15 protein-coding genes and 1 pseudogene are annotated in these 16328 nt (G+C 58.7%); 2 read left to right on the forward strand and 14 right to left on the reverse strand.

Annotated features, from left to right (window positions below):
• Nucleotides 1-267: 267 nt before the first annotated feature.
• Entirely contained in the window at nucleotides 268-864 is a 597-nt protein-coding gene (locus tag BSK43_RS23410; RefSeq protein WP_077470132.1) for a hypothetical protein, read from the forward strand.
• An 81-nt stretch (nucleotides 865-945) separates the two neighbouring features.
• Nucleotides 946-1413 carry a DUF5680 domain-containing protein gene (locus tag BSK43_RS23415; protein WP_077470131.1) on the forward strand — a complete coding sequence of 156 codons (468 nt, stop codon included), beginning with the start codon at nucleotides 946-948 and terminating at the stop codon, nucleotides 1411-1413.
• 7 nt (nucleotides 1414-1420) lie between these two features.
• Here BSK43_RS23415 and BSK43_RS23420 read toward each other — a convergent pair whose 3' ends face one another.
• The 14 genes and pseudogenes from BSK43_RS23420 to nuoH form a co-directional block, all read right to left on the reverse strand.
• Nucleotides 1421-2104, reverse strand: a complete 684-nt coding sequence (locus BSK43_RS23420; protein ID WP_068385933.1) for an ABC transporter ATP-binding protein — start codon at nucleotides 2102-2104, stop codon at nucleotides 1421-1423.
• A gap of 14 nt (nucleotides 2105-2118) precedes the next feature.
• Nucleotides 2119-3429 (reverse strand): lipoprotein-releasing ABC transporter permease subunit, encoded by a 1311-nt coding sequence (locus BSK43_RS23425; protein ID WP_077470130.1) that lies wholly within the window; start codon nucleotides 3427-3429, stop codon nucleotides 2119-2121.
• Nucleotides 3430-3455: 26 nt separating this feature from the next.
• Nucleotides 3456-4777 (reverse strand): annotated as a pseudogene (gene proS / locus BSK43_RS23430) (proline--tRNA ligase).
• A 624-nt stretch (nucleotides 4778-5401) separates the two neighbouring features.
• Entirely contained in the window at nucleotides 5402-5680 is a 279-nt protein-coding gene (locus BSK43_RS23435) for a DUF1467 family protein (RefSeq protein ID WP_068385927.1), read from the reverse strand.
• A 98-nt stretch (nucleotides 5681-5778) separates the two neighbouring features.
• On the reverse strand, nucleotides 5779-6183 hold the full coding sequence (gene mce, locus BSK43_RS23440) for a methylmalonyl-CoA epimerase (RefSeq protein WP_077470129.1): 405 nt from the start codon (nucleotides 6181-6183) through the stop codon (nucleotides 5779-5781).
• A 31-nt stretch (nucleotides 6184-6214) separates the two neighbouring features.
• Nucleotides 6215-7888, reverse strand: a complete 1674-nt coding sequence (locus BSK43_RS23445; protein ID WP_068387766.1) for a ribonuclease J — start codon at nucleotides 7886-7888, stop codon at nucleotides 6215-6217.
• Between the two features lie 14 nt (nucleotides 7889-7902).
• Complete coding sequence (locus BSK43_RS23450; RefSeq protein WP_077470128.1) at nucleotides 7903-8667, reverse strand: biotin--[acetyl-CoA-carboxylase] ligase; 765 nt, start codon at nucleotides 8665-8667, stop codon at nucleotides 7903-7905.
• Nucleotides 8667-10109: an NADH-quinone oxidoreductase subunit NuoN gene (gene nuoN / locus BSK43_RS23455; RefSeq protein WP_077470127.1), complete on the reverse strand. Its 1443-nt coding sequence runs from the start codon at nucleotides 10107-10109 to the stop codon at nucleotides 8667-8669. The genes BSK43_RS23450 and nuoN overlap by 1 nt, the downstream gene beginning before the upstream one ends.
• An 18-nt stretch (nucleotides 10110-10127) precedes the next feature.
• Nucleotides 10128-11639 (reverse strand): NADH-quinone oxidoreductase subunit M, encoded by a 1512-nt coding sequence (locus tag BSK43_RS23460; RefSeq protein WP_068385919.1) that lies wholly within the window; start codon nucleotides 11637-11639, stop codon nucleotides 10128-10130.
• Nucleotides 11639-13633, reverse strand: coding sequence for an NADH-quinone oxidoreductase subunit L (gene nuoL / locus BSK43_RS23465; RefSeq protein WP_068385917.1), 1995 nt, complete (start codon nucleotides 13631-13633; stop codon nucleotides 11639-11641). The genes BSK43_RS23460 and nuoL overlap by 1 nt, the downstream gene beginning before the upstream one ends.
• 7 nt (nucleotides 13634-13640) lie before the next feature.
• Nucleotides 13641-13949 carry an NADH-quinone oxidoreductase subunit NuoK gene (gene nuoK / locus BSK43_RS23470; RefSeq protein ID WP_004122490.1) on the reverse strand — a complete coding sequence of 103 codons (309 nt, stop codon included), beginning with the start codon at nucleotides 13947-13949 and terminating at the stop codon, nucleotides 13641-13643.
• Nucleotides 13950-13980: 31 nt separating this feature from the next.
• On the reverse strand, nucleotides 13981-14595 hold the full coding sequence (locus tag BSK43_RS23475) for an NADH-quinone oxidoreductase subunit J (RefSeq protein ID WP_077470126.1): 615 nt from the start codon (nucleotides 14593-14595) through the stop codon (nucleotides 13981-13983).
• 149 nt (nucleotides 14596-14744) lie between these two features.
• The gene (nuoI, locus tag BSK43_RS23480; protein WP_068385913.1) at nucleotides 14745-15236 is read right to left on the reverse strand and encodes an NADH-quinone oxidoreductase subunit NuoI; all 492 of its coding nucleotides are present in this window, start codon (nucleotides 15234-15236) and stop codon (nucleotides 14745-14747) included.
• Nucleotides 15237-15276: 40 nt separating this feature from the next.
• Nucleotides 15277-16320, reverse strand: coding sequence for an NADH-quinone oxidoreductase subunit NuoH (gene nuoH / locus BSK43_RS23485; RefSeq protein ID WP_068385911.1), 1044 nt, complete (start codon nucleotides 16318-16320; stop codon nucleotides 15277-15279).
• Nucleotides 16321-16328: the final 8 nt, after the last annotated feature.

The following is a 16328-nucleotide window of genomic DNA, read 5'->3' on the forward strand; positions in this document are numbered from 1 at the left end:
GGAGCAACATGTGCATACAGAGATAAAACTCACATCGCCATCATGATGAGGGAAAAGCTGGCGACAAACATCACGATGGAGGTGAATGCTGCAACGTCTCGAATGATATCGGTCATTTACGCGCTCCTTACTCGTTATGTTTCTTTTTTGTTCTATTTTTGTTCGAGAGTCAATAGATACATCAATAAATTTCATTGCCTGACTTTTTGCCTTGCCAATGGACGCGCGGACAAGCCGAGGCTATGCAGGAATGAAGGGGAGATCACCATGAAATCACTGGCTTATGCTGCCTTCACTCTAGCCTTGCTCGCAACCACGGCTCAGGCCGAAGACGCCATTGCGCCAGACCGTATCATCAATGCGGCGATCGGCGATTGGAACAAGGACGGCAAGCCCGATCTCGCCTTGCTGGTCGCATCCGCTCCGGGCGACGACGCCGATAACCCGATCGGCATCTATATCTACCTGCGCGGCGGCGAGCACTCGCTTCTGACGCTGGCGGCAAGCGCGCCGCACAAAGTCTGGGGCACCGTCGGACCTGACGGCATGGTCGGCCAGGAGCCGTCGATCGCGGCCCTCCCGAATGGATCCATCGCCGTCACCTCGCAGAACGACAGCGTCGGGCGCGACCGTTGGCAGCAGACGCTGACGCTCGCCTATCGCAACAACAGTTTCATCGTCGCCGGTTACACTTATACCTACCGAGATACGCTCGAGCCCGACTCCAGTTACAGCTGCGACTACAATGTGCTCACCGGCAAGGCGACGAAGAGCGGCAAGGATCTGAAGGCCGAAGCCAGGACCGTTAGCATCCAGGACTGGCAGGATGATTTCGGCCAGAAGGTTTGTGGAAACGGCGAGTGACAGCGCATATGTTCACTATTTGTTCTTTACAATTCACGAGGCAAATGCCATTGTGAGCCCTCATCAAAATTGGAGAGGGTCATGCCGGATCTTGCCGAGTTGAATGATTTCATTGTCACCGCCAAGTCCGAAACCTATGTCGGCGATGGCGAGAGGCTGCCGTCCTGCCGAAGCGGCTCGCATGATATCGGCTATGCCAGCGGCCGCTGGCGCTATCTCGACAGCTATTTCGGCGGCACGGATTTTGCCGGACAGGAGCTCGTCTGGCATGATGGCGAACCGGTATGGGCGATGAATTATTTCGGCCATATCGTCGAGCCGGATCTGATCGACGGACATCGTGCCGGCATGGTCATCAAGTCTGCCCTGCTGCGACTTTATCTCGATGAGAAGCGCTTTCTCGGCGGCTATGAGTTCGAGCACGCGTTCGGCCGCTATGTCGATCAAAGCAGCGGCGATTGCGCCCATTTCATCGGCCAGGAAGTCATCATGGTCGCTGACCGCAGAGCCTATGAGCTGGACTATCGCGGCGGCCTGGTCGTTCCGTAACGAGCGATCAAACCTCGACCACCTTGCCTTCGCTCAGCGTAACACGACGGTCCATGCGAACCGCGAGTTCGTGATTGTGCGTGGCGATCAGCGCTGCGAGGCCCGATTGGCGCACCAGGGCTTCCAGCGCATCGAACACATAATGCGCGGTTGCCGGATCGAGATTGCCAGTCGGCTCATCGGCAAGCAACACCAGCGGCGCATTTGCGACCGCGCGGGCGATGGCGACGCGCTGCTGTTCGCCGCCCGACAGTTCGGCGGGGCGATGATGGGCGCGGTGGCCGATGCGCATATAGTCGAGAAGCTGGGCAGCCCGCTCGCTGGCATCCTTGCGTGAGAGGCCGGAGATCAGCTGCGGCATCATGATATTTTCGAGCGCGGAAAATTCCGGCAGCAGATGATGGAACTGATAGACGAAGCCGATCTCGCTGCGGCGCACAGCAGTGCGCCTGTCGTCAGAGAGATTTTCGCATGCCTGGCCGTTGATCAAGACTTCGCCGCTATCCGGATGCTCAAGCAGGCCGGCTACATGCAAAAGCGTCGACTTGCCCGTGCCCGAGGGGGCGACGAGCGCGACGATCTCGCCACTGCGCAGAGCGAAGTCGGCTCCCTTCAGGATCGATAGCTGGGTATCGCCTTGCCCGTAATGGCGCTCTACGTCGGAGAGCTGGAGAACGACGTTGCCTTTCATCAAATGCGGATTCCTTATTCGTAGCGCAACGCCTGCACCGGATCGAGCCGCGAGGCACGCCAGGCCGGAAAGATCGTGGCAAGGAAAGAAAGCGTCAGAGCCATCACGACGACGGAGATGGTCTCGCTCATATTCATCTGGGCCGGGAGCTTGCTGAGGAAATAGACCTCGGGATTGAAGATCACCGTGCCCGAAATCCAGGAGAAGAACTGGCGGATGGATTCGATATTCAGGCAGACCAGCACACCGAGAAGAACGCCGGCGAGCGTGCCGACCAAACCGATGGCGGCACCTGTCATGAAGAAGATGCGCATGATCGCGCCTGAGGTCGCACCCATGGTACGCAGGATGGCGATGTCGCTTCCCTTGTCCTTCACCAGCATAATCAGGCCGGAAATAATATTCAGGGCCGCCACGAGCACGATCAGAGTCAGGATCATGAACATCGTATTGCGTTCGACCTGAAGCGCCGAAAAGAAGGTCTCGTTGACCTGCCGCCAGTCGGTGAGGAACACCTGCCGACCTGCCGCGGCCTCGATCTTCGGCCTCAACTCGTCGACATCATCCGGATTGCTGACAAAGAGCTCAATCTTCTCGACAATGCCCTGGGCGTTGAAAAAGAGCTGTGCCTCCTCCAACGGCATGAAGACGACGGAGGAATCATATTCGGACATGCCGACTTCGAAGAGGCCGGAAATCGTATAGGCCTTGACGCGTGGATTGACGCCGAACGGCGTCACGTCGCCATCCGGAGCTGTCAGCGTGATCTGGTCACCGACTGTCAACCCCAACTGCCGCGCAAGCCGCGTGCCCACCAGAACGCCCTGCCCCGAGGCAAAGCCGACCATGTCGCCGGAGACGACATGATCTGAAACGGTCTTGAGCTTGGTCATGTCTTCGGCGCGGATGCCGCGCACCAGCGCACCAGTACCTGAGCCGCCGCGGCCGGAGGCGAGCGTTTCGCCTTCGACCAAGGGCAGAGCCATGGTGACGCCGGGAACCGCGGCAAACTTCTTTGCCAGCTCAGCATAATCAGTCAGCGGCGAATCGATCGGCTGCACCACGACATGGCCGTTGAAGCCGAGGATCTGCTTGAAGAGTTCGGCGCGGAAGCCGTTCATCACGGCCATGACGATGATCAGCGCGGCGACACCCAGCATGATGCCGACCAGCGAGAAGCCGGCAATGACCGAAATCGACGCTTCCTTGCGCCGGGAGCGGAGATAGCGCCAGGCGACAAGCCGTTCGAAGCCGGAAAACGGACGAGAAGACGGGCTGGCCTTGGACGAATTCACCTGCTGTTCCACTGCCACATTCACCGCCATTCGCCTTCCATCCTATCTATCGTCTATCAGCCTGCCAGCCGCTTGATTGCCGCTTCGACTGTCATCGTCTCACGATCGCCGGTCTTGCGATCCTTCACTTCGACTTCACCGCCCGCGATAGAACGCGGCCCAACGATGATCTGCACGGGCACACCGATCAGATCAGCCGTTGCGAACTTCGTTCCGGCGCGATCGTCACGATCGTCGAAGAGGACATCCTTGCCGGCCTTCGAGAGAGCGGCGTAGATCTTCTCGCAAGCATCGTCACATGCCTGGTCGCCGGTCTTCATGTTGATCACCACGACATCAAACGGCGCAACCGAAGCAGGCCAGATGATTCCGTTCTCGTCATGCGATGCTTCGATGATGGCGGGAACAAGGCGTGTCGGGCCGATACCGTAAGATCCCATGTGGACAGCATGTTCCTTGCCGTCCGGACCCTGCACTTTCGCACCCATCGGCTCGGAATATTTCGTGCCGAAATAGAAGATATGGCCGACTTCAATACCGCGCGCCGACAGGCGTTCGCCTTCGGGAATAGCATTGAAGGCAGCCTCATCATGCATTTCCGAGGTCGCGGCATAGACCGAAGTCCACTGATCGAAGATGCTCTTCAAGCCGGCGACATCATCGAAATTCGTATCTTCGCCGGGGATATCGAAATTGACGAAATCCTTGTGGCAGAAGACCTCCGACTCGCCGGTGTCGGCAAGGATGATGAATTCGTGGCTGAGATTGCGCCGATCGGACCGGTATCGGCCCGCATGGGGATCGCTCTCAAGCCGAGACGATTGAAGGTGCGGAGATAGGCCGCGAACATCTTGTTGTAGGAATGGACGGCGGCTTCCTGCGTCAGATCAAAGGAATAGGCATCCTTCATCATGAACTCGCGCGAGCGCATGGTGCCGAAGCGAGGACGGATCTCGTCACGGAACTTCAGCTGGATGTGATAGAGGTTCAGCGGCAGGTCCTTGTAGGACTTGACGTAGGACCGGAAGATGTCGGTGATCATCTCCTCATTGGTCGGGCCATAGAGCATGGGCCGGTCCTGCCGGTCCTTGATGCGCAGCATCTCCTTGCCATAGGCTTCGTAGCGGCCGCTTTCCTGCCAGAGCTCGGCCGACTGCAGCGTCGGCATCAAAAGCTCGATGGCACCGGAACGGTTCTGCTCTTCGCGAATGATCTTGTTGACCTTGTCAAGCACGCGCTTACCCAACGGCAGCCAGGAATAAATGCCCTGCGACTGCTGGCGAACCATGCCGCTGCGCAGCATGAGGCGATGAGAAACGATTTCAGCCTCTTTAGGATTTTCCTTCAGAATGGGCATGAAGTAACGAGACAGACGCATGACGCTTGTTCCAGATGGTTTGACGGTCCGCTCTTTGCGGAATCGTTAGCAAATTGTGTACTGAAGGCAGTTCATAACTGCTTCGGCGCAGGAAGGAAACCCGCATTCTATAGGAGGGGAATTTGGCAAACGCCCGAGAATGCAGGCGATGCAGCACATTTTCACGATTTCGAAAAAATGGGCGTTTATAAGGATTTACGACGAAAATCTGTCAATAGAAAAATTCTGCGCGACTGTAGTAAAAAAGCAAAAAAACAGATGACAAAGCTCAATGTTTGAGCTAATTTTAGCTCACAAAAGAGGCAAGAAGGCTAAATTCTTGCCGTTTCGCGGTCAAGTCTTGGGAGGATCAGATCTTAGGCGCGTTCACTCGCTGCCCCGGTAACGGATAAGGATCACGCGATACTTTAAAACAAGGCTTATAGCCTTGTTTTTTTTTGCTTTCTCGCCTTCGTTGCTCTGTGTCGACCGGCCCCAAGCAAGCATCAGAAGGCTCTTCACCCAACATATCGCCACCGTCTTTCCGTAAAGTCTTTGCTTTACTGACATGACAGGCGTGTGACGAATTGAAGGTGATTGCGAGGCGATGGCTGTTCGTGCCGCTCTCGCCTCGGTTCCGATCGGCTATTTATCGAAGTTCGGAACGATCTGTGGAAGCGAGTCTACGGTCAGCCCCAGATAATGCGAGGCGACATACCAGGTGCCATAGACCAGAGCCGAGACCAGCGTCGTGGTGAGCACCACTCTCCATGCCTGGAATTTCGTGGGGGCGCTTTCGACGGTGCCAAGGATCACATGCTTATCCTCGGCCTGAGTGCGCAGGCCGAATGGAAGGACTGCAAAAAGCGTAATCCACCAGACGACGAAATATACCGCCAAGCTCGATAAAATCTGCTGGACCATTCTGCTCCCTTAAGACGAGCCTGCTCGCCTCTTCCTCTTCCCAGTTGTTTATAGGATTAACGCCGCCGCGTTTCAAAGCGTCTTTCAGCGCCTTAATGTCACACTTGCTCGAGCTCGATCAGCGTACCGAAGAAGTCCTTGGGGTGCAGGAAAAGCACTGGCTTGCCATGAGCGCCGATTTTCGGCTCTCCGCCGCCAAGCACCCGAGCGCCCGTGGCGACCAGGTGATCCCGTGCGGCAAGAATATCGGCAACCTCGTAGCAGATGTGATGCATGCCGCCATCCGGGTTCTTGGCCAGGAAGGCGGCAATCGGCGAAGCTTCGCCCAGCGGCTCCAGCAACTCCACCTTGCTGTTCGGCAATCCGACGAAAACGACGGTCACCCCATGCTCGGGCAGCACCTGCGGTGCAGACACGACCGCGCCCAGTGTCTCGCGATAAGCCTTCGCGGCCGCCGCTATATCCGGGACAGCGAGCGCAACGTGATTAATGCGTCCAAGCACGGATCTCTCCTCCCCGTTCGGATCGCGGGCTTCAGCCGCCGGTACGCGTGACGAACACGGTGACAAGCGGCTTCTTCCCCCAACCCTGGTTGGCAGCCGCACGCACGGCGCGGCGAGCGGCCTCCTGCAGCATGTTCAAATCCTTGCGGCGGGCGCGCGGAATGCTCTCGATGGCACTGACGATGGCGTCGAAAAGCGTATCTTCCATGTCCTCGCCTTCGTCATCATAGGCCGGGAGGCCGATCGCAACGAGGTCCGGATCGCCGACGATGTCATAACGAGCATCGAGCACGACGTTGACGGCGACATGACCGACATAGGACAGCTTCTTGCGCTCGCCGATGCCCATCTCGTCGAAATCGCCGATCAGGGTGCCATCCTTGAAGATACGCCCATGCGGCGCCTCGCCGATCACCTCGACCGGGCCTGGCGCGAGGCGCAATATGTCACCGTTGCGCACGCGCGGAACGATGGAGATGCCGCTCTGTTCGGCCAGTTCCTTGTGCGCGGTCAGATGCGTCGGCTCGCCATGCACGGGCACCACGATCTTCGGCCGCGTCCATTCATACATCTTCTGCAATTCGTTGCGGCGGGGATGGCCCGACACGTGAACGAGCGCTTCGGCATCCGTGACAATATGGATGCCCTGCTCGATCAGACCGTTCTTGATATCCTGAATGGCCTTTTCATTGCCCGGAATGGCGCGCGACGAGAAGACGACGATATCGCCAGACGCGAGCGCGACGTTGCGCATCTCATCCCTCGACAGCTTGGCAAGCGCCGCACGCGGCTCGCCCTGGCTGCCTGTGAGAATGACCACGACCTTGTCGCGTGGGATATAGCCATACTCGTCTTCAGCGATGAACGGCTTGACGCCTTCCATGAGGCCGACGTCGCGGGCGACATCGACGACACGCTTCAGCGAACTGCCCAACAGAAGCACCTCGCGACCGGCGGCTTCGGCTGCCTCGGCGACAGTACGGATGCGGCCGACATTGGAGGAGAAGGTGGTGATGGCTACCCGGCCCTCGGCATTCTCAATGATCTTGCGCAGGCTCGCCGAAACGTCCTTTTCGGAAGGCGATACGCCATCGCGAAGAGCATTGGTGGAGTCGCACATCAGCGCCAGCACGCCTTCATCGCCCAACTGCCGGAAACGGGTCTCGTCGGTGAGCGGCCCGAGCGAAGGCTCGTGATCAATCTTCCAGTCGCCGGTATGAATGACGTTGCCGACCGGCGTGCGGATCATCAGCGACATCGGCTCCGGGATCGAGTGGTTGACGGCAACACCTTCGATGCTGAAGGGACCGACATTGATACGATCACCGGCCTTGAAAGGGGTGATCGGAATCTCGCCCATCGTCTTTTCGTAGTCGCGCTTGGCTTCCAGCAGACCGGCGGTAAAGCCGGAGGCATAGACGGGAACGTTCAAGCCAGGCCAGAGATCATTCAGCGCGCCGTAATGATCCTCATGGGCGTGAGTGATGATGATGCCCTTGAGGTTCTTGCGTTCCTTGGCGAGGAAGCGGATGTCCGGCAATACCAGATCGACGCCAGGCAGGTCCGGCCCCGGGAAGGTGACGCCGCAATCGACCATGATCCATTGACGATGCTCCGGCGTGCCGTAGCCGTACAGCGCGAGATTCATCCCGATCTCACCGACGCCGCCGAGTGGCAGAAACACCAGTTCGTCTTGTTTCGCCATTTCGTCCTCAATCATTACCTAAGAAAAACATCGCCCGCTGCGATCGGCATGGTCCTGCCGTCCTCGGTTTCGAGCATCAACAAGCCATTATCATCGATTCCGACGAAATGGCCTAAAATCGACCTGTCCGGCAAATTCACGGTGATCTTTTCACCGATGCCGCACGCCACATCCCGCCAGCGAGCCGTGATCTCCCGAATACCCTTGCCGCTGTTCCAAACGACAAGCGCTTCGGCCATTGCTGCGTAGAGATGCGCAAACAGCTCTTCCGCCGAGACCATGGAGCCCTGCTGGCGCAGGCAGGTCACCGGATACATGGGATTATCGGGCATGGCGACGACATTGATGCCGATGCCGATGACAATCGCGTAGCGTCCGTCGGGAAGAGCTTCCCCCTCGATGAGGATCCCGCAGATCTTCTTGCGGCCGACCAATATATCGTTTGGCCACTTGATCTCGGCCGGTTCGGCAGCCAGCGGCAACACGCTGCGCACAGCCTGATGCACGGCAACCGCGACCGCAAGCGGCAAGGAACCAAGGCGCTCCATCGGAGCAGGATCGATCAACAGGAGAGATGCGTAGAGATTGCCGGGTTCCGAGACCCAAGGGCGGCCACGGCGGCCGCGGCCGCCGGTCTGACGCTCGGCGGTCACCCATAGATTGCCTGGGTCACCGGAGCGCGCCCTTTCCAGGCACACATTGTTTGTCGAGGAAGTCTCAAGAAGGGCATCATGCCGGAAGTCGGCAGGCGACTTCCGGCTATTCGTGTCAGACGCCATCAAAACAGCGTCGCGGCCGCCAGATCGGCAGCACCGCCGATTGCGCCGCCGAAGAAGACGTAAGCGATGACGAAGAGGCCAGACAAACCGAAGACCAGACGCAGCGAACCGGCCGTGCGGGCAAATTCATCCTTGGCTTCGTCAAACCACATCACCTTGATGACGCGCAGGTAGTAGTAGGCGCCAACGACCGATGAGAGAACGCCGATGATGGCGAGCGCATAGAGATGAGCCTGGATGGCTGCGACGAAGACGAAATACTTTCCGAAGAAGCCTGCTAGCGGCGGAATGCCAGCCAGCGAGAACATCAGCGCGGTCAGCACTACCGCCATGAACGGGTTCGTCGTGGAAAGGCCGGCGAGATCGTCGATGCTTTCGACCTGACGTCCATCCTTGCGGCGCATCGCCATGATGATGGCGAAGGAGCCGAGGGTCATGACCATGTAGATGACCATGTAGAGCATGACGCCGGAGACGCCGGTCTTGGTGCCGGCGGCAAGCCCGACCAGCGCATAGCCCATGTGACCGATCGAGGAATAGGCCATCAGTCGCTTGAAGTTGCGCTGTCCGATAGCGGCGAAGGAGCCGAGCAGCATCGAGGCGATCGAGATGAACACGATGATCTGCTGCCAGTCGGCAAGCACCGGCTGGAAGGCGGTCACGACGATACGGGTCAGGATTGCCATGGCGGCAACCTTAGGCGCGGCGGCGAAGAAGGCAGTAACCGGGGTCGGGGCGCCTTCATAAACGTCCGGCGTCCACATGTGGAACGGCACGGCCGAGATCTTGAAGGCCAGGCCGGCGAGAACGAAAACCAGACCGAAGACGAGACCGAGCGAGCGCGTCTCGGCGCTCAGCGCCGTTGCGATGGCATCGAAGCTCGTATGACCGGTGAAGCCGTAGACCAGCGACATGCCATAGAGCAGCATGCCGGAAGACAGAGCGCCAAGGACGAAATACTTCAGGCCGGCTTCGGTCGACTTCAGGCTGTCGCGGTTGATGGCGGCGACGACGTAGAGCGCCAGCGACTGCAGTTCCAGCGACAGGTAGAGCGAAATCAGGTCATGCGCCGAGATCATCAGCAGGATGCCGAGGGTCGCCAGCAGCAGGAGCACCGGAAACTCGAAGCGATCGAGCTGCTGCTCTCGCGCCTGCCCCATGCTGAGGAACATGGCAACGATGGAGCCGACCAGCGCAACGACCTTCATGAAGCGCGAGAAGCCGTCGGCGAGATAGGCGCCGCCATAGGCCAGGCCTTCGCCCGGCACAAAGATGATCCAGAGACCGGCCACCGCAAGAAGTGCGATGGCAAGACCGGTGACCATGGGTCCGGACCGCTCGCCTGAGAAGACGCCGATCATGAGCAGCACAAGCGCACCGACCGCGAGGATGAGCTCCGGAATGGAAAGATGCAGGCTTGCAAGAATTGTGTCAGCAGTCATGTCGAATAGGTCCCGTCATCAATTCATCGACAGCGCAACATTCTGCGCAGCGTGCAGGGCAGCGGTGTAATTGTTTACCAGAAGGTCCACCGAAGCGGCCGTGGCATCAAAGATCGGAGCCGGATAGACACCGAAGAGGATCGTCAGTGCGATCAGCGGATAAAGGATCAACTGTTCACGTGGCGACAGATCCAGCAGCTTCTTCAGGTTTTCCTTTTCCAGCACGCCGAAAATGACGCGGCGGTAGAGCCACAGCGCATAGGCAGCCGACAGGATGACGCCGGTGGCGGCAAACAGTGCGACCCATGTGTTGACACGGAAGACGCCGATCAGCGTGAGGAATTCACCGATGAAGCCGGAGGTGCCGGGCAGACCGACATTGGCCATCGTAAAGACCATCATCGCGACCGCGTATTTCGGCATGTTGTTGACCAGGCCGCCATAGGCCGCGATTTCGCGGGTATGGGTCCGGTCGTAGATCACGCCGACGCAGAGGAAGAGTGCGCCCGAGACGATGCCGTGCGACAGCATCTGGAAGATCGCGCCCTGGACGCCCTGCTGGTTGGCAGCGAAGATGCCCATCGTCACGTAGCCCATGTGGGCGACCGAGGAGTAAGCGATCAGCTTCTTGATGTCTTCCTGCATCAGCGCCACCAGCGAGGTGTAGATGATGGCGATGACCGACAGCGCGAAGACGAACGGCGCGAAATATTCCGACGCATTCGGGAACATGCCGAGCGAGAAGCGGATAAGGCCGTAGCCGCCGAGCTTCAGGAGGACGCCTGCCAGGATGACGGAGCCAGCCGTCGGCGCCTGAACGTGGGCATCGGGCAGCCAGGTGTGGACCGGCCACATCGGCATCTTCACCGCAAAGGAGGCGAAGAAGGCCAGCCATAACCACGTCTGCATCTGTGGCGGGAACTTGTAGGCCAGCAGCGACGGGATGTCGGTCGTGCCGGACTGCCAGTACATGGCCATGATGGCGAGCAGCATCAGCACCGAGCCGAGCAGCGTGTACAGGAAGAACTTGTAGCTGGCGTAGACGCGATCCTTGCCGCCCCAGACGCCGATGATCAGGAACATCGGGATCAGGCCGGCTTCGAAGAAGACGTAGAACAGCACGATATCGAGCGACACGAAGACGCCGATCATCATCGTCTCAAGGACGAGGAAGGCGATCATGTAGTCCTTCAGGCGCTTTTCCACCGAGAGCCAGCTTGCCAGCACGCAGAAGGGCATCAGGAAGGTCGACAGGATGACGAACAGCATGGAGATGCCGTCGACGCCCATGTGATAGCTGATGCCGGTGGTCAGCCAGTCATGCTTCTCGATCATCTGGAAGCCCGGATTGGCGTTGTCGAACCAGATCCAGATGAACAGCGACACGATGAAGGTGAAGACCGTCGTCGCCAGCGAAATATTCAGGATGTTGCGGCGGCCGTTGGGTCCGTCATCCCGCGTAAACAGCAGGAGAAGGACGCCCACCAGCGGCAGGAACGTGACCGTTGAGAGAATAGGCCAATCGGTCATCAAAGGGCACTCCCGAGCATCATCCAGGTAACGAGGGCTGCAATGCCGAGCAGCATCGCAAAGGCATAGTGATAGAGGTAACCGGTCTGCAGGCGCACGACGCGGTTGGTGACGTCGACGACGCGGGCGGCAATGCCGTTCGGGCCGTAGGTATCGATGACACCGACATCACCCTTCTTCCAGAGGAAGCGTCCGATCGCCTTGGCGGAACGAACGAAGATGAAGTCGTAGAGTTCATCGAAGTACCACTTGTTCAACAGGAACTCGTAGAGCGGACGCTGTTGCTGAGCGAGCCTGCGCGGCGTCTCCGGCGACTTGATGTACATGTACCAGGCAACCACGAAGCCAACGACCATCGCGATGAACGGGCTGAGCTCGACCCAGTGTGGAGCATGCTCCATCTCTTCGAGGATCTTGTTATCAGGCAGCGTGAAGAGCGCGTGCTTCCAGAATTCCTCATAGTCATGACCTACGAAGTACTCATGGAAATACCAGCCGGCGAATACGGCGCCGATCGCCAGCAGATAAAGCGGGATCAGCATGACATTCGGCGATTCATGGACGTGATGCATGACCTCGTGCGAAGCGCGGGGCTTGCCGTAGAAGGTCATGAAAATCAGGCGCCACGAATAGAAGCTGGTGAACAGAGCGGCGATGACCAGCAGCGTGAAAGCAAAGCCTGACGCCGGATTGTGCGAGGTGTACGCAGCCTCGATGATCGCGTCCTTGGAGAAGAAGCCGGCAAAGCCGATCGGCGAGAACGGAATGCCGACGCCGGTGATCGCCAGCGTGCCGATCATCATCATCCAGTAGGTCTTCTTGATGTGCGTGCGAAGACCACCCATGTGACGCATATCCTGCTCGCCATCGACGGCATGGATGACCGAGCCGGCGCAAAGGAACAGAAGAGCCTTGAAGAAGGCATGCGTGAACAGGTGGAAGATGGCCGCGCCGTAAGCGCCGACGCCGAGGGCGACGAACATGTAGCCCAGCTGCGAACAGGTCGAGTAGGCGATGACGCGCTTGATATCGTTCTGCACGAGGCCGACGGTTGCCGCGAAGAAGGCGGTGATCGCGCCGATGATGGTGACGAAAGTCAGCGCGTCAGGCGAAAGTTCGAAGATCGGCGACATACGGGCGACGAGGAAGACACCCGCGGTGACCATGGTTGCGGCATGAATGAGTGCCGAGACCGGGGTCGGGCCTTCCATGGCGTCCGGCAGCCAGGTGTGCAGCAGGAACTGTGCCGACTTGCCCATCGCGCCCATGAAGAGCAGCAGGCAGACGCCGGTCAGTGCCTGGGCACGATCAAGATGCAGGCCGAAGAGGTTCAGCACGATATCGGTCGGCTGACCGCCCTGCCCCGAAGCGAAGCTCTGAGCATTGCCGAAGATCACGTCGAAGTTGATCGACCCGAAGAGAACGAAGACGCCTGCAATGCCGAGCACGAAGCCGAAGTCGCCGACGCGGTTGACGATGAAGGCCTTCATTGCGGCCGCCGATGCCGACGGCTTCTTGAACCAGAAGCCGATCAGCAGATAGGAGGCCAGACCGACGCCTTCCCAGCCGAAGAACATCTGGGCGAGATTATCGGAGGTCACCAGCATGAGCATGGCGAAGGTGAAGAGCGAGAGATAAGCGAAGAAGCGCGGACGATGCGGATCGTGGTGCATGTACCCGATCGAATAGATGTGAACCAGCGTCGAGACCGAGTTCACGACGATCAGCATGACAGAGGTCAGCGTGTCGACACGCAGCGACCAGGAGACGTCGATGCCGCCGGACTGGATCCAGCGCAGCACCTCGACCTTGATCGCTCCATCCGGGTGGCCGAGCGCCACCGTGAAGAAGACGATCCATGACAGCACTGCGGCGATGATCATCAGGCCGCTGGTGACATATTCCGAAGCCTTGGCGCCGATCGCGCGACCGAAAAGGCCGGCGATGATCGCACCGATCAAGGGAAGAAAGACGATAGCCTTATATAAGAACATAGCTGTATCAGCCCTTCATCACGTTGACGTCTTCGACCGCGATAGAGCCGCGGTTACGATAGAAGACGACGAGAATTGCAAGACCGATCGCAGCCTCGGCGGCGGCGACAGTCAAAATGAACAGAGCGAAGACCTGGCCGACGATATCGTTGAGGAACGACGAGAAGGCGACCATGTTGATGTTGACCGCGAGCAATATGAGCTCGATCGACATCAGGATAATGATGACATTCTTGCGGTTCAGGAAAATACCGAAGACGCCGAGCACGAAGAGGATGGCGCTGACCGTGAGGTAGTGGGAAAGTCCGATGACCATGATGTTGTTCCTTTGATCCTCGTGCCTCGCCTCAGACGCCCTGCCCCGGCTTGACCTTGACCACCTCGACGGCGGTCGCGGGCGTGCGGGCGACCTGTTGGGAAATATTCTGGCGCTTGATGTGCGTGCGATGCTTCAATGTCAGCACGATCGCGCCGATCATCGCCACCAGCAGCACGAGGCCGGCGATCTCGAAGAAATAGACGTAGTTGGTGTAGAGGACGTCGCCGAGGGCGGCGGTGTTCGTGCGGTCCGCAATCGCGGGGATCGGCATGGCGATCGACTTGGCAATGGTCGGCGAAATCACGCTGCCACCAATGACGACGATCAGTTCCGCGGCAAGAATGATGCCGATCAAGGCGCCGATCGGTGCATATTCAAGAATGCCGGACCTGAGCTCGGAGAAGTCGATGTCGAGCATCATGACGACGAAGAGGAAGAGAACCGCCACGGCGCCGACATAAACGACCAGCAGGATCATCGCCAGGAACTCAGCCCCCATCAACAGGAAGAGGCCGGCCGCGTTGAAGAAAACCAGGATGAGGAACAGGACCGAATGGACCGGATTCCGCGCCGAGATGACCATGAACGCCGACGCCACAGCGACAAAGGCGAAGATATAGAAAAAAAGAGCCTGCAGACCCATGTTGGTGCCTTTTTCGTCTTCCCCCGGGCAGCTGGGAGGTCCCCTGCCCGATGGAGCTCAGTCAGACCTTGGTCCAGCAAAGCTCCGGTCTAGATTTAACCGCGACGGCGACAATCGCGCCGCCTGTCACGGCATATTCAAAACTCCGCTTAGCGGTACGGCGAATCCAGCGCGATGTTGTGCGCGATTTCGCGTTCCCAGCGGTCGCCATTGTCCAAAAGCCGCGCCTTGTCGAAATAGAGTTCTTCGCGGGTTTCGGTGGCGAATTCGAAATTCGGCCCTTCGACGATGGCGTCGACCGGGCAGGCTTCCTGGCAGAAGCCACAATAGATGCACTTCACCATGTCGATGTCGTAACGCACCGTACGGCGGGTGCCGTCGTTGCGGCGCGGCCCGGCCTCGATGGTGATGGCCTGGGCAGGACAGATGGCTTCGCAGAGCTTGCATGCGATGCAGCGCTCTTCGCCGTTGGGATAACGGCGCAGTGCGTGTTCGCCACGAAAACGTGGGCTAACCGGTCCCTTTTCAAAGGGGTAGTTGATCGTTGCCTTCTGCTTGAAGAAGTAACGCATCGACAAAAAGAATGCGCCGACAAATTCCTTGAGGAACAGCGAGCTGACGGCGTTGGAAATTCCGGCCATCTTCAACCTCCAAATCTGCTTGAAGCGAGGATCGACATGATCATGCCCATCCCGTCAGCTTCAGCACGAATGCAACGATAACGACCATGGCGAGGGACAGCGGCAGGAAAACCTTCCAGCCGAGACGCATGAGCTGGTCATAGCGGTAGCGGGGCACGAAAGCCTTCACCATCGCGAACATGAAGAAAACAAGGCACGACTTCAAAAGGAACCAGATGATGCCCGGAACCCAGTTCAGGATCCAGATATCGACCGGGGGCAGCCAGCCGCCAAGGAAGAGGATCGTGGTCAGCGAGCACATCAGGACGACGGCAGCATATTCGCCGAGCATGAACATCATGTACGGAGAAGAGCCGTATTCGACCATGAAGCCGGCAACCAGCTCCGATTCCGCTTCCGGAAGGTCGAAGGGCGGACGGTTGGTTTCAGCCAGCGCCGAGATGAAGAACACGATGAACATCGGGAACAGCGACAGCCAGTGCCAGTCGAGGAAGGATGCCGGCAAGCCGAGCTTGGTGCCGAGACCAGTCTGCTGCGACAGCACGATGTCCGTAAGGTTCAGTGAACCTACGCAGAGCAGAACGGTGACGATGACAAGGCCGATCGAGACTTCGTAGGACACCATCTGCGCGGCGGAGCGCAGCGCGCCAAGGAACGGATACTTCGAGTTCGAAGCCCAACCACCCATGATGATGCCGTAAACTTCGAGCGACGAGATCGCCAGAATGTAGAGAATGCCGACATTGATATCGGCCACGACCCAGTTCTGAGCCACCGGCACGACGGCCCAGGTGGACAGCGCCAGCACCACGGAAACCAGCGGCGCGAGCAGGAACACGGTCTTGTTGGCGCCGGCCGGGATGATCGGCTCCTTGACCATGAACTTCAGAAGGTCGGCGAAGGACTGGAACAGGCCGAACGGACCGACAATGTTCGGGCCGCGACGCAGCTGAACCGCCGCCCAGATCTTGCGGTCGGCAAGAAGGATATAGGCGATGAAGATCAGCAGGCAGACCAGGAGCAGCAGGGACTGACCGATGATAATCAGCGCCGGCCAAAGATAGGTCGAAACGAATGAATCCATAGTCCTCT

Source organism: Rhizobium sp. P44RR-XXIV (genome assembly GCF_001999485.2).
Lineage (GTDB): Bacteria > Pseudomonadota > Alphaproteobacteria > Rhizobiales > Rhizobiaceae > Rhizobium.